The sequence below is a fragment of the Leisingera sp. McT4-56 genome (assembly GCF_020514995.1).
GTDB classification, from domain to species: domain Bacteria; phylum Pseudomonadota; class Alphaproteobacteria; order Rhodobacterales; family Rhodobacteraceae; genus Leisingera; species Leisingera aquaemixtae_A.
Genome location: NZ_JAJALF010000014.1, coordinates 1 through 13595 on the forward strand (window position 1 = coordinate 1; position 13595 = coordinate 13595).

A 13595-nucleotide genomic window follows, 5' to 3' on the forward strand; every position below is an offset into this window, starting at 1 on the left:
AACCCGGAACTGGAAGGCCGGATGCTGAAGGAATTCGAGCGCATCAAGGCCGGGTTCTGATCCCCGCAAGCGGCGGGCCCTGACGCCCGCCGCCCCGCCCAGACCAAAAACCAAAACATAAAAGGATGTGCCAGCATGCCAGGCGCAAATGGGTATTCCATTCTGTTCGAGCCGGTGAAGATCGGCCCCGTCACGACCCGCAACCGCTTTTTCCAGGTGCCGCATTGCACCGGGCTGGGCCACGTGCGCCCGCAGGCGGAGGCGGCGGTGCGCGCGATGAAGGCCGAGGGCGGCTGGTCCGTGGTCTCGACCCAGGAGACAGAGATCCATCCGACCTCCGATCTTGGCCCTTATGCAGAGCACCGGCTTTGGGACAAGCACGACATCCCGGCGCTGCGGCTGATGACCGAACAGGTCCACGCCAAGGGGGCGCTGGCGGCAATCCAGCTGGCCCATAACGGCCACCATGCCACCAACCACCTGACCCGCGCCCCGGCTCTGGGGGTCACGGACCGGCCGATTGACGTGGCCTACCCGAAACAGGCCCGCGCCATGGACAAGCAGGACATCCGCGACCTGCGCCGCTGGCACCGCGACGCGGCACTGCGCGCAAAGGAGGCAGGCTTTGACATCGTCTATGTCTACGCAGGCCACCAGATGACGCTGCCGCATCATTTCCTGCTGCCCCAGTACAACATGCGCAGCGATGAATACGGCGGCAGCCTCGAAAACCGCGTCCGGCTGACCCGCGAACTGCTGGAAGACACCCGCGAAGTGCTGGACGGGCACTGCGCCGTCGCCTTCCGCTTTGCCGTTGACCAGATGATGGGCGCCGACGGCATGCAGGCCAGCGAGGAAGGCCGCGCGGTGGTGGAAATGCTGGCAGATCTGCCCGACCTCTGGGACGTGAATGTTGCCGACTGGAGCAACGACAGCATGACCACCCGGTTCCAGCCGGAAGACGGCTATCAGATCCCCTACACCGATTTCGTGAAGCAGGTGACGAACAAGCCGGTGGTCGGCGTCGGCCGCTTCACCTCGCCCGACCTGATGGCCTCGCTGGTCTCCAAGGGCGTGCTGGACCTCATTGGCGCTGCCCGGCCCTCGATCGCCGACCCTTTCCTGCCCAAGAAAATCGAGGAAGGCCGGATCGAGGAAATCCGCGAATGCATCGGCTGCAATATCTGTGTCTCTGCCGACAACCTGGGCGTCCCGATCCGCTGCACCCAGAACCCCACGATGGGCGAGGAATGGCGGCGCAAATGGCATCCCGAGCAGATCGCCCCCAGGCAGCAGGAAGAGGCCGCGCTGGTGGTTGGCTCAGGCCCCGCCGGGCTGGAATGCGCCATGCAGCTGGCCAAGCGCGGCTATCAGGTGACGCTGGCAGAAGCCGCGGAGGAATTCGGCGGGCGGGTGCTGAAGGAAAGCAAGCTCAAGGGCCTGTCCGCCTGGAAGCGGGTCGCCGACAACCGGTTGTGGGACCTGCAGCAGCGCGGCAATGTTCAGATGTTCACCGGCAGCAAACTCGGCGCCGCTGATGTTGCAGAACTTGGCATCCCCAATGTCTTCCTTGCCACCGGCAGCACCTGGCACCGGGACGGGCGCGGGCGCACCTCTCCGCTGCCCTTGGAGATCAAGGACATGCCCGTGTTCACCCCTGACGACGTGATGGAAGGCACCCTGCCGCCGGACAATGGCCCGGTGCTGCTGTATGACGACGATCAGGGCTACATCGGCGGGGTGCTGGCCAGCCAACTGGCCGCCGCAGGCCGCAAGGTGGTGCTGGTGACGCCGGGCGCCATCGCCTCGGCCTTCACCGATCTGACGCTGGAACAGCACCGGGTGCAGGCGGAACTGCTGCAGGCGGGTGTAGAGATCATTCCGCTGCATCCCCTGCAATCAGCGGATGCCACCGGAGCAGATCTATCCTGCGTCTACACCAGCCGCACCCGCCGTGTGGATTGCGCCAGCCTGCTGATGGTCACTTCCCGCCAGCGCGACACCGCGCTGTTTGATGAGCTGAAAGAAAACCACGCGGACAGTTTCACCACGCTGGAGCTGATCGGCGACGCGGCCTCCCCCGGCCTGATTGCCGATGCGGTCTTTGCCGGCCACCTGGCGGCCCGCAATTTCGAACGCGACCCGGCGGCGGCGGATGCCGACTGGTTCCGCCGCGAACTGATTTCCCTCGAAGACATGGGAGGCGCATGATGCCCAAAGACGACCTGCAAGTGATGCGCGAGCTGATGGAGAGCCACCGCGAGGGTTTTGCGCTGGACCGCCATTTTTATACCTCTGAAGCGGTCTATGACCACGACATCAAGATGTTCTGGAACCGCAACTGGATCTGGGTGGGCCACGTCAGCCAAGTCCCGGAACCCGGCAACTATTTCCTGTTCGACTACGGGCCGGAGTCGGTGATCGTCGTGCGCGACCGCGAAGGCGAGGTGCGCGCCCATATGAATGTCTGCCGCCACCGCGGCTCCCGCGTGTGTTTGGAAAAACAGGGCACCGCGCGGGTGTTCTCCTGCCCCTACCACGCCTGGACCTTCGGCCTCGACGGGCGGCTGCGCGGCGGCCGCGCCATGGGGCCGGATTTCGACCCTTCGGATTACGGGCTGTTCCCTGTGCAGGTGCAGATTTTCCAGGGGCTGATCTTCATCTGCGCCGATGAAAATCCGCCGCCGCTGGCGAAAAGCCTGGACCGCCTGGCGCCGCTGTCAGCCCCTATGGAGCTGGAGAACCTGAAACTGGCGCATGAGGCCTCCTATCCGGTGCCTGCCAACTGGAAGCTGGCGCTGGAAAACTACCTGGAATGCTACCACTGCGCCCCCTCGCATCAGGAGTATTCCCGCAGCCACTCGCTCAAGGATCCGGCGGATGTGGCGAAATACGGCGCAGACCTGCGTGAACGCTCCGCCTCCATCGGCCTGCCGGTGGAAGAGCTGGACCTGACCGGTCCCAATGCACAGGCGCCGGGCTCGGACGTCTACTGGCGCCGCTATCCGCTGTTCCCCGGCTACCAGACCGGCAGCAGGGACGGCGAGCCGCTGGCGCCGCCGCTGGGGGCTCTCAGCGGCCATGACGGCGGTGCCACCGATCTGGCCATCGGCACGCTGAACTACTTCTTGATCTATGCCGACCATCTGGTGGGCTACCGCTTTGTGCCCCGCGACCTGCAGGAGACCGACATCCAGATTGCCTGGTACGTGCGCGGCGATGCCGAAGAAGGGCGCGATTATGACAAGGAAGCCCTCACTTGGCTTTGGCATGTCACCTCGCTCGATGATGAGCGGATCATCCGCCACAACCAGGAAGGCGTGAATTCGCATCGTTTCGCACCCGGCCCGCTGTCCGAGATGGAATGGAGCCTGCCCGGCTTCTACCGCAGTTATTTCAGCATGCTCTGACCGGATCTGCCCTACACTTTGCCGCAGGCCCGCATGGGGCCTGCCCTGACCCTGCCCCGGAGACCGCAATATGGTTGACGTTACCAAGACCCGTTCCCGCCGCCGCAGCGGCGGCCGCGATGCCCGCGCCGCGGCCCGCACCCAACCCTCCGCCAGCCAGGCGATCTGGCCCGGCCTTTCCGGCGGGCGCTACCGGCCGCTGTCGGATGCGGACATGCAGAAGATCCACAACGCCGCGCTGACCATCCTGGAGCGCACCGGCATCGGCGACCCGACAGAGGAGCTGCTCGACCTGGTGCTGCCCAAGGGCGCCATCCTCAGCGAACACGGCCGCCTCTGCTTTCCCCGCGCGCTGATGGAGGACCTGCTGGCCGGCGCGGCCAATGAATTCTACGTCCACGCCCGCGGCAGCCGTGCGGGCAAGGACGACATGCACTGCACCAAGGACAAGGTCTATTACGCCAATTCCGGCACTGCGGTGACAACCTTTGACGCCGCCAGCCGCAGCTACCGCCCCTCCATCATCCGCGATGTCTATGACTTCACCCGGCTGGTGGACCGGCTCGACAACATCCACATGACCGGCGACACCGTGCTGGGCACAGATGTGCCGCAGGATTTCGAGCATGACATGTCGATGCTCTATTCCATCCTGGCGGGCAGCGAGAAGCCGTCCTGCCTCACCTTCCGCGACCGTTCCCACATCAAGCCGGCGATTGAGATGTTCGACATCGCCTCGGGCGGTGAGGGGAAGTTCCTGCAGAAGCCTTCGGTGATCTTCGGCGGCTGCCCGATCGTGTCGCCGCTGCGGCTGGGGCGCGAGAACCTGGAGATCATGATCGATACCGCCAAGCTGGGCCTGACCTGCGATCTGGCGGTGCCGCCGCAGGCCGGCGCAACCTCCCCTGCCCCGCTGGCGGGCACGCTGGCGCAGGCGGTTGCCGAAACCCTTTCCTGCGTCGCAATCGTCAACCTGATCAACCCCGGCACACCGGTTGTCTTTGCCGCCTGGCCCTTTATCACCGACCTACGCACCGGATCGTTCACCGGCGGATCGGGCGAGCAGGCGCTGATCGGCGCTGCCGCGATCCAGATGGGCAATTTCTACAACCTGCCCACTTCGGTCGGCTGCGGCATGACCGATTCCAAGATCCCCGACGCCCAGTACGGGCTGGAAAAGGCGCTGACCTTCAGCCTTGCCGCCCACGCCGGCGCCAACCGCCTGTGCGAGTTCGGCGGCATGGTTGGCTCGCTGATGGGCTGTTCCTTCGAGTCGATGGTGATCGACAACGAGGCCGCCGGCATGATCTCCCGCACCCTGCGCGGGATCGAGGTCAGCGACGACACCCTCTCGGTCGATGTGATCCACGACTGCGCCACCGGACCAGGCCATTTCCTCGGCAACACACAGACGCTGCAGTACATGGAAACAGAATATGTCTACCCCGACTTGATGGACCGGGAACTGACCGACACCTGGGAAAAGGCGGGTAAGCAGACCATGTTCGACCGCGCCCGCGAGGTGTCGGACAGGATCCTGGGCGAGCATTATCCGAATTACCTCGGCAGCAAGCTCGACGCCGAGGTCCGCGCCAAGTTCCCGGTCAAACTGCCGCCGGAGGCGATGCGCCCCGGCAGATGATGCCGGGGGCCGCGCTTACTGAACCACCGGCTCCTGCGCCAGCTCCAGATGCAGCTTGCTGCCGGTATAGGGGCTGGCGGCGATGGCTGCGTCGTCCAGCTCCACCCCCAGGCCCGGCTCCTTGGAGGGGATCACATAACCGTCCTCCCAGGTGATCGCGGACTTGAGACAGGACATATAGGGGCCTTCAAGGGTGCCGATCGACTCGAGGATCAGGAAGTTCGGGCTGCAGGCGGAAATCTGGATGTTCGCCGCCGCCACCACCGGTCCGCAGTAAAGATGCGGCGCGATCTGGGCCTGCCGGGTTTCGGCCATGGATGCGATTTTCTTGGCCTCCAAGAGGCCGCCGACCCGCCCCAGATCCATCTGCAGGATCGAGGCCGCCCCGGCCTCCAGCACGCGGGCGAACTCATGCTTGGTGCAGAGCCGCTCGCCGGTTGAAATCGGCACCGAGGTGAAGCGCGCAACCTCTGCCATATCGGCGGGGTTTTCCGGCGGCACCGGCTCCTCGAACCACAATGGCTCATAGGATTCCAGCCGCCGCGCCATCCGCTTGGCGCCAGAGACGGTGAATTGCCCGTGGGTGCCGAACAGCAGGTCCGCACGGGTGCCGACCGCCTCGCGGATGCGCTTCACGAACATCTCGCTGCGCTCCAGGTCCTCCAACCGCGGCTGATGACCGTCATAGATCGTGTAAGGGCCTGCGGGGTCGAATTTCACCGCGGTAAAGCCCTGCTCCACCCGCTGCAGCGCCACCTCCGCCGCCATATCCGGGTCGTTGTAGACGTTGGGCGTGTCCGGGTCCGGGTAGACGTCGCCCTCCGGCGGATAGAGGTAGGTATAGCTGCGCAGCCGCTCATGCACCTTGCCGCCCATCAGCTCATAAACCGGCTTGCCCGCGGCCTTGCCGATGATGTCCCAGCAGGCCATTTCCAGACCGCTCAAGACCCCCATCACCGTCACGTCGGGCCGCATCGTATAGCCCGCGCCATAGGACTTGCGCCACAGCTTCTCGATATGGTGCGGATCGCAGCCTTCGAACTGGCGGGCAAACATCTCCTCCGCCATCGCGCAGCACAGATCCGGGCCGAAGGTGGCGTTATAAATCTCGCCCACCCCGGTGATGCCGCAAGCGGTGGTCAGCCGCACAAAGATAAAATAGCGCCCGCCGTGACGCGGCGGCGGATTGCCGAACACAAAGGTTTCGATGGTGTCGAGTTTCATCTGCGTATCCCTGTCATTCCGCCGCCAAGGGCCTGTTTTCAGTGTCATCCAGCACCATCTGCGCGCCGCGCGCCGCCAGCATCATGGTCGGCGCATTGGTATTGCCGGAGGTCACATTCGGAAACGACGAGGCATCGATCACCCGCAATCCCGCCATCCCATGCACCCTGAGCCGCGCATCCAGAACCGAGTCGGTTGCATTATGCCCCATCCGGCACGTGCAGCTTGCATGAAACACGCTGCCTGCGCGTTCACGGAAGTTCTCCAGCAGCGCAGCATCATCCATCCCGGCGATATCCGGCACCCGCCGCTCCCGCGTGACCCGTTTCATGGCGGGGGTTGCGGCCAGCGCCTGCAGCAGATGGCTGGCGCGGATGGCGGTCGCCTTGTCCTCCTCCGCCGACAGCGAATTCGGCTCGATCAGCGGTGCCTGGCCTGGGTCGGCGGACTGGATAGTGATCTGCCCGCGGCTGACCGGGCGGCTCGGCTGCACGCACAGCAAAAAGCCGTTGTCCTTGTCGATCTGAGGCTTGCCGTTTGCCTGCGTCGAGTATGACGCCGGGTTGCAATAGACCTGCACATCCGGCAGCGCCGCGCCCGCCGTGCGGACAAAGCCGCTGCACTGATTGACCGGCACGCTCAGCGGCCCCTTGCGGGTCAGCACATAGTGCAGTCCGGCCTTCATCTGCCCGGCCAAACTGCCCAGCCGGTCGTTCAGCGTCGCGGTGTTGGCCCAGAAGAAATGCGAGACCGCCAGATGGTCCTGCAGCCCCTGCCCCACCTGCGGCAGGTCATGGGCAACCTCGATCCCGTGCCGCTGCAGCAGCGCCGCGGGTCCGATGCCGGAGAGCTGCAAGAGCTGCGGAGAGTTCACCGCACCCGCGCTCAGGATCACTTCGCGCGCCGCCATGGCGGTATGCGGCTGGCCCTTCACCCGGTAGGCCACGCCGGTTGCCCGCTTGCCGGATGTCAGCACCTTCTCCACCAGCGCGCCGCTGATCACTGTCAGGTTACCGCGTTTCATCGCAGGCCGCAGGAACGCATCCGCCGAGGACCAGCGCCGCCCGTCTTTCACCGTGCTGCGGACATAGCCCATGCCCTCGCTGGGCAACGTGTTGGCTCCCTCCTCCGCCGCGGCGTTCATGTCCGGCAGAAACGGCCAGCCCATGTCCTGCCCGGCGGCGAGAAAGTTCTCGGCAAAGGGATGCATCCGCTCGCTGAGGTCGGTAACACGCACCGGCCCCGTCCCGTGCAGGCGGCGGCGGCCTTGGTGCCATTCGTCGTTTGTTTCCAGCGCCTCGTAGCCGCGGCGCACATTGTCCCAGCCCCAGCCGGTGGCGCCTGCGGTCTCCCAGTCGTCGAAATCATGCGGCAAACCGCGCACATAGGCCATCGCGTTGATGGAGCTGGAGCCGCCCAGCACCTTGCCCCGCGGCCAATAGGCGGGGCGCCCGTTCAACCCCGGATCCGCCGCGGCGGAGTAGCGCCAGTTCACCTTGGGGTCCGAGAAGGTGAAGCCATAACCGACCGGGATCTTGATCCAGAACCGCCGGTCGCTGCCGCCGGCCTCTATCAGCAGCACCTTGTGACGGCCATTGGCGGTCAGCCGGTCGGCCAGCACACAGCCCGCCGAACCGGCGCCCACGATGATAAAGTCGAATGTCTGCGCCATGGCACGCCCGGTCCGTTGAGTTCCCGCCAGATTGCGCAGCGCAAAAGGCACAAATCAAACAATGTGTTTTGCCCCTATGGCCTAACTGTGCTTAAAGCTAATTCATGACCGACCTGCCCCATGTCACCTGGCTCAAGGCCTTCGAGGCCGCAGCGCGGCTCAGCAGTTTCTCTGCCGCCGCCGAGGAACTGGGCCTGACTCCTGCCGCCATCAGCCAGCAGATCCGGCTGCTGGAAAAGCATCTGAACACCCAGCTGTTCAAACGGCTGCCGCGCGGGGTGGCGCTCACTGACACCGGCCAGGCCTATGCCCAGCCGATCCGCAAGTCCTTCATCGATATGCAGCAGGCCACCGCCGGCCTGTTCGGCAAGAAGCGGAAGCGGGTGGTCAGGGTTCGGGCCTCGATCTCCTGCGCGGCCCTGGTCATCGCGCCCCAGCTTGGCCGCTTTCAGGCGGCGCATCCGGATATCCTGGTAGAGCTGACCACGTCGGTCTGGGCAAACCGGTTTGACGAGGAAGGCCTGGACATCGACATCCGCTATGGCGGCGACTGGCAGGAGAGCGAGGTCCTGCATCTGGGCCACGAAAACGCTGTGCCAGTCTGCAGCCCCGGCTACCTGCACGATCTGGGCGGCAGCCCATCGATCCATGATCTGGCCGGATCCGACGTGGTGCAGATTTTCGGCTCGGAAACCGACTGGGGCCGCCTGTCAGAGCTGCACGGGCTGAACCTGCAAACGCCCGCGGACTGGCTCAAGGCGGACTCGTCCTTGCTGGCGCTGCAAACCGTGGCGGCAGGCCACGGGGTGACGATGGTGCTGGAAAGCTTTGCCCGGCAGTACATCGAGCAGGGGCTGGTGGTGGTTCCGACGGCCTACAAGCTGCCGAAACGGCGCTCGCATTACATCGTGATCAACGACAGGGCGGGCCAGCGAGAGGAGGTCAAATCCTTCTGCAATTGGCTCATGGCGCTGTATCACGCGCTGGTCTGAAGCGGTTTCCCACCCGTTTCTGCTGCGGCAGTGGCGGCTTCGCTATCCCTGCAGAGCGTCCAGCGAAGTGGCCAAAGCGCTCCACAATTCCTCTGCCGGTTCGGTGCCCACCGAGATGCGGATAAATCCCGGTGCCACGGCATCGCCCCAGCGGGCGCGGCGCTCAGCTGAGGTATGCACACCGCCGAACGACGTCGCGGAGCGGATCAGCGGGCATCCGTTGATGAAGGCATCCGCTTGTTCCGCGCTGTCCAGAGTGATGGAAATCAGAAAGCCGAACCGCGCCATCTGCTGTTTCGCCAGTTCATGCGAGGGGTCGGATTTCAGCCCTGGAAAGCGGATCGCTTGCACCAGCGGATGCGCGGCCAGCCGTTCGACCAGCACCTCAGCGGTGCTGCACATCCGGTCAAAGCGCACCTCCAGGGTCTCCAGCCCGCGGTGCGCCAGCCAGGCCTCCTGCGGGCCGGGGATGCCGCCGCCGAACTGGCGCCACTCGCGCGCGGCCTGCAGCACGTCCGCATTGCGGGTCGCCAGGTGCCCCATCAGCACGTCGGAATGGCCGCCCGGTGCCTTGGTATCGGAGGCAACAACCACATCGGCGCCCAGTTCCAGCGGCCGCTGGCCCAGCGGGGTCATGGTGGTGTTGTCGACGATCAGCAGCCCGCCTGCCGCGTGCACCGCCTCCGCAATCGCGCGCAGGTCGCAGAGGTCCAGTCCGGGGTTCGAAGGTGTTTCCGCAAAAACAACGTCAAAGCCATCAAACCCGCCGTCGGCAAAACCGGTGGTCGGCCGCTGGTGCACCTCAACGCCGAGGTTCTGCAAGAAGCGTTCGCTCAGGCGCCGGGTGACGTAGTAGCCATCCGACGGGATTAGCAGTTTCGACCCTGCTTTGACGGTGGCAAACAGCGCCGCCGAGATCGCCGCCATGCCCGACGGATAGGCCAGCGCAGGCGCGTCCTCCAGGTACCCCAGCACATGCTCCAGTTGCTCCCAGGTGGCATTGTCCACCCGGCCATAGCTGGGGCCGCCGGTCCAGTCGCCCGGCAGGTGGTACATCGAGCTTTGCGTCAGCGGCAGCGCCACCGGATCGCCTTCGGACAGCGTGTTGCCGCGCAAGTGCAGCATGGCGCCGGATTTGGGAGCGGTGGGTTTGTCCATTTGCGGGCGCCTTTCCTGAATGCGGGTTCGGCAAATTCATAGCGGGCGCTCCGCAAAAGAGACAAGGCCGGAAACGCAATGTTCCCGGCCATCAGCTATGTCCGGCTTTTGGGGGTTCAGCCCATCCAGCGCCGGACCGGGGCGGCGGATTCTTCCAGCGCCTGGCAGACCACGTCGATCAAGGTCGGGCCATCATGGGCAAAGGCCTCCTTGATCGCCTTATCCAGATCCTCAGGCCGTTCCACCCGCCAGGTCTTGACCCCGAACGCCTCAGCCACTGCAGCATGGTTGGTGCGGTTGAAGTCCACATTGTAATAGCGCTTGCCGCAGTCGTCGCGCTGGCTCGCCTTGATCCAGCCGAAGTTCGAATTGGAGAACACCACATAGGTGATCGGTGCGTTGCAGCGCACCACGGTTTCCAGCTCGCCGCAGGTGAAGTTGAAGGAGCCGTCGCCCATCATCCCCACGACCTTGGCTCCGGGCCGCCCGAACCAGGCGCCCAGCGACGCCGATAGCGAATACCCCAACGCGCCGTGGGCACGGTTGGTTATGTACTGGCGGCCCGGGTGCTTTTGCTGCGAATAGGCGTTGTAATACGGGCAGCTGGTGCCGGGATCGGAAACCACGATGGCGTCTTCCGGCAGGTTCCGGTTTAGCGCATGGATGATCTGCTCCGGCAGAACCTGATCGGTCTTGCTGTTTGCCAGCTCCTCGAACTTGGCGAATTTGCGCTGCTTGATGTCGGCAATTTTTGCGGCACCGCCAAATGAGGGCAATTCGCCCTCGCGGCTGTCGAGATAGGCGTTCACCGCCTGCAAGCTGAGTTTCAGGTCCGCAACCACACCGACCTCGGTCGGGTAGTTGGCGCCGATGGTCATCGGGTCATTGTCGAAATGCACGATGCGCTGGCCGGGCTTTGGCGCCTCCCAGCGCGAGGTGGTGGTGGACCCGGCGCGGCAGCCCATAAAGACGACCAGATCGGCGCCCTCCATCATCTCCCAAGTCTCATCGGTGCCGCCATTGGAGCCGACCACACCCAGCGATTGCGGATGGGTATCGGCCAGCGAGCCCTTGCCGGAGATCGAGCTGCCCACGGCAATGTCGAGGCGGGAGGCAAGCCTGCCCAGCTCCTCCATCGCGCCGGAGATCACCACGCCGCCGCCGCAGACGATCAGCGGCGATTTTGCGGAAAGGATGGCCTCCACCGCAGCCTCTGCAGCTCCCGGTTCCGGCGCCGCGCGGTAGGCGGGGTAGCTCTGGTGCTTGGGGTCGCCCCAGATGTCATCCGCCGGAACATCGTCATACTGGATGTCATAAGGCAGCCCCAGATGCGCCGAGCCGGAGCGGCCGGTAGTCATCGCCCGGAACGCCTGGCGCACCATGCGCGGTATGTGATCGGCGCGCTTGATCACCGTGTTGAACTTGGTCAGCGGCCCCATCAGGACCTCCTGGTTGACTTCGGTCAGCGGATATTTCCCGTAAGACCCCACGGAAATGTCGGTGGTGATCGCCAAAACCGCATAGGAGCTTTCGTTGGCCTCGATCAGCCCCGGCAGGATATATGTGGCACCGCCGCCAGAGGGCCCTTCGCAGACACCTACCCGTCCGGTGACGCGGGAAAACCCGTCGGCCATATAGGCCGCACTGCGCTCGTCGCGGGTGAGGACATGGGTGATGCCATGCTCCAGCCGGTTCATCGCATCATAAAAGGGCAGTGTGGTATCGCCGCAGAGGCCAAAGATATGGGTGACCCCGTGCGCCTCCAGCGAGCGCACCATCGCCTCGGCGCCGTTCATCGTGTTCTTCATGGGGGCCTCCAAAGCCTGCGTGAAACCTGCCCCGGGAGAAGCCCGGGATTCGTGTTCCAAACTGTATACAATAATGTAGATAAATGTGAAGGCAAAAATCGGACGGCAGCCGGCCACAGGGATTTCTGCCCCTCAGGCCCGGAAATTTTTGTATGCCGCCGGCCCGGAACCGCCCTACTGTGGCGGCAAATCAATTGCTTTCCCTGATGGACTTGCCATGCCCCAGATCACCGACGCCCTGCTGGATCAGATCCGCGCCCGTTTTGCCCAGGTGGAGGAGTGCCCGCAGCAGGGCAGCCGCATCTTCTTTGAAAACGCCGGCGGCGCGCTCACGCTGAATTCGGTGGTGGAGACCTCGGCCCGCTATGCCGCGGTTCCCGACAACCAGGGCCGCGACAACCCCGGCAGCCGGGAACTGGTGCGGGTGATCAACAAGGCCAAGGAGGACATGGGCGAGATGATGAACGCGCCCGGCGGCCAGTTTTTCGCGGGCGAAAGCGGCACCGAGCTGCTGTTCCGGGTGATCATGAATGCCTGCCTCGGCACCGCGGAAGGCGGCACCGTTCTGGGCTCGACGCTGGAGCACCCGGCGACCCGCTCCGCCAGCGCCCGCTGGGCCGGGGTGGCGCGGCAAAAGCACGTTCTGATCCCGCATGACGACGCCAGCGGCACCATCGCCGCTGAGGCCTATGCCCGGGCGGTCACGCCGGACACCGTTGTGGCGACCATCGTCCATACCTCTCCGGTCACCGGCATGGGCGTGGATGTGGCCGCCTGCGCCGCCGCCATCCGCGCGGTGGCGCCGGAATGCTTCATCATCGTTGACGGCATCCAGCACGCGGCCCACGGGCGCATTGACCTCACCGAATACGGCGTGGATGGCTATGTGATCTCGCCTTACAAGATGTTCTCGCGCCATGGCTATGGCCTCGCCTGGATCTCGGACCGGCTGACTGCCCTGCCGCACAATGCGCTGATCGACGGCCCGGAAGACAACTGGGAAATGGGTACCCGCGACACCGGCAGCTATGCGACGCTGTCGGATGTGGCAGGATACCTGGAGTGGCTCGGCGGCGAAGTCAGCGATGCCACCGACCGGCGCGCAAAATTCGTGGCGGCGGGCGAGGCGATTCATGCCCATGAGAAGGCGCTGACCGACGCGATGATCCGCGGCACCGGCAATCTGCCGGGCCTGGCGGAGATGGAAGGCGTCACCATCCTGGGCGGTCCGGACAACCCGGCGCGCGAGGGGCTGGTCTCGCTGACCGTTGCAGGCGTGCCATCGGTGGAGGTGGTAAAACGGTTGAACGAACAGGGCATCCGCACCCATCTGCGCAAGGCGGATCATTATTCCGGCAATATCCTGACACCCTTGGGCATGGACAGCTGCGTGCGCGTCTCCATGTGCCACTACAACAGCATCGGCGAAGTGGCGAAGTTCCTGGGCGTGATGAAAGAGATCACCGGTTAGAGCGGCATCCCGTTCTCACATACTTGGCTCGCCCGTCGCGCCAGCAGCAGGCACGCGTCCGCCCGCCCCACGGCGGGCGCGTTCCGCTCCCGCCCGGGCGAACGCTCACCGTGATACAGCCGTGGCTGGTGTCAGATGCAAGCGGCCCGATTGCTTGCCGCCCTCCGATGACCCAACAAATCCGGGGCCATTGGGTCTGAATTCTTCACGGGTCATCT

General features: G+C 64.8%; 9 protein-coding genes. 5 read left to right on the plus strand and 4 right to left on the minus strand.

The window, feature by feature from the left end:
- Positions 1 to 135: 135 nt before the first annotated feature.
- The 3 genes from LHL23_RS15205 (at position 136) to LHL23_RS15215 (ending at position 5052) form a co-directional block, all read left to right on the plus strand.
- A complete protein-coding gene (locus tag LHL23_RS15205) occupies positions 136 to 2211 on the plus strand; it encodes an oxidoreductase (RefSeq protein WP_226430514.1) in 2076 nt (691 codons plus the stop codon).
- A complete protein-coding gene (locus LHL23_RS15210) occupies positions 2211 to 3410 on the plus strand; it encodes an aromatic ring-hydroxylating oxygenase subunit alpha (RefSeq protein ID WP_226430515.1) in 1200 nt (399 codons plus the stop codon). The genes LHL23_RS15205 and LHL23_RS15210 overlap by 1 nt, the downstream gene beginning before the upstream one ends.
- A 70-nt stretch (positions 3411 to 3480) precedes the next feature.
- Entirely contained in the window at positions 3481 to 5052 is a 1572-nt protein-coding gene (locus LHL23_RS15215; RefSeq protein ID WP_226430516.1) for a trimethylamine methyltransferase family protein, read from the plus strand.
- A 15-nt stretch (positions 5053 to 5067) separates the two neighbouring features.
- Here the strand turns inward: LHL23_RS15215 and LHL23_RS15220 are convergent, their stop codons facing one another.
- Both LHL23_RS15220 and LHL23_RS15225 read right to left on the minus strand, forming a co-directional pair.
- Positions 5068 to 6276 (minus strand): mandelate racemase/muconate lactonizing enzyme family protein, encoded by a 1209-nt coding sequence (locus LHL23_RS15220; RefSeq protein ID WP_226430517.1) that lies wholly within the window; start codon positions 6274 to 6276, stop codon positions 5068 to 5070.
- Between the two features lie 13 nt (positions 6277 to 6289).
- Positions 6290 to 7948, minus strand: a complete 1659-nt coding sequence (locus LHL23_RS15225) for a GMC family oxidoreductase (RefSeq protein WP_226430518.1) — start codon at positions 7946 to 7948, stop codon at positions 6290 to 6292.
- Between the two features lie 104 nt (positions 7949 to 8052).
- On the opposite strand from LHL23_RS15225, the gene LHL23_RS15230 reads away from it, so the two are divergent.
- Positions 8053 to 8940: a LysR substrate-binding domain-containing protein gene (locus tag LHL23_RS15230; RefSeq protein ID WP_226430519.1), complete on the plus strand. Its 888-nt coding sequence runs from the start codon at positions 8053 to 8055 to the stop codon at positions 8938 to 8940.
- 42 nt (positions 8941 to 8982) lie between these two features.
- Here LHL23_RS15230 and LHL23_RS15235 read toward each other — a convergent pair whose 3' ends face one another.
- Both LHL23_RS15235 and LHL23_RS15240 read right to left on the minus strand, forming a co-directional pair.
- Positions 8983 to 10098, minus strand: coding sequence for a cystathionine gamma-lyase (locus LHL23_RS15235; RefSeq protein WP_226430520.1), 1116 nt, complete (start codon positions 10096 to 10098; stop codon positions 8983 to 8985).
- Positions 10099 to 10214: 116 nt separating this feature from the next.
- The gene (locus LHL23_RS15240; protein WP_226430521.1) at positions 10215 to 11906 is read right to left on the minus strand and encodes a thiamine pyrophosphate-binding protein; all 1692 of its coding nucleotides are present in this window, start codon (positions 11904 to 11906) and stop codon (positions 10215 to 10217) included.
- Positions 11907 to 12123: 217 nt separating this feature from the next.
- Between LHL23_RS15240 and LHL23_RS15245 the strand changes: the two genes are divergently transcribed.
- Positions 12124 to 13377 carry an aminotransferase class V-fold PLP-dependent enzyme gene (locus LHL23_RS15245; RefSeq protein WP_226430522.1) on the plus strand — a complete coding sequence of 418 codons (1254 nt, stop codon included), beginning with the start codon at positions 12124 to 12126 and terminating at the stop codon, positions 13375 to 13377.
- Positions 13378 to 13595 lie beyond the last annotated feature (218 nt).

Bases quoted from the DNA above. Each gene is read 5' to 3' on its own strand.
- LHL23_RS15205 (WP_226430514.1), top strand. From the start codon at position 136: ATGCCAGGCGCAAATGGGTATTCCATTCTGTTCGAGCCGGTGAAGATC.
- LHL23_RS15210 (WP_226430515.1), top strand. From the start codon at position 2,211: ATGCCCAAAGACGACCTGCAAGTGATGCGCGAGCTGATGGAGAGCCAC.
- LHL23_RS15215 (WP_226430516.1), top strand. From the start codon at position 3,481: ATGGTTGACGTTACCAAGACCCGTTCCCGCCGCCGCAGCGGCGGCCGC.
- LHL23_RS15220 (WP_226430517.1), bottom strand. From the start codon at position 6,276: ATGAAACTCGACACCATCGAAACCTTTGTGTTCGGCAATCCGCCGCCG.
- LHL23_RS15225 (WP_226430518.1), bottom strand. From the start codon at position 7,948: ATGGCGCAGACATTCGACTTTATCATCGTGGGCGCCGGTTCGGCGGGC.
- LHL23_RS15230 (WP_226430519.1), top strand. From the start codon at position 8,053: ATGACCGACCTGCCCCATGTCACCTGGCTCAAGGCCTTCGAGGCCGCA.
- LHL23_RS15235 (WP_226430520.1), bottom strand. From the start codon at position 10,098: ATGGACAAACCCACCGCTCCCAAATCCGGCGCCATGCTGCACTTGCGC.
- LHL23_RS15240 (WP_226430521.1), bottom strand. From the start codon at position 11,906: ATGAAGAACACGATGAACGGCGCCGAGGCGATGGTGCGCTCGCTGGAG.
- LHL23_RS15245 (WP_226430522.1), top strand. From the start codon at position 12,124: ATGCCCCAGATCACCGACGCCCTGCTGGATCAGATCCGCGCCCGTTTT.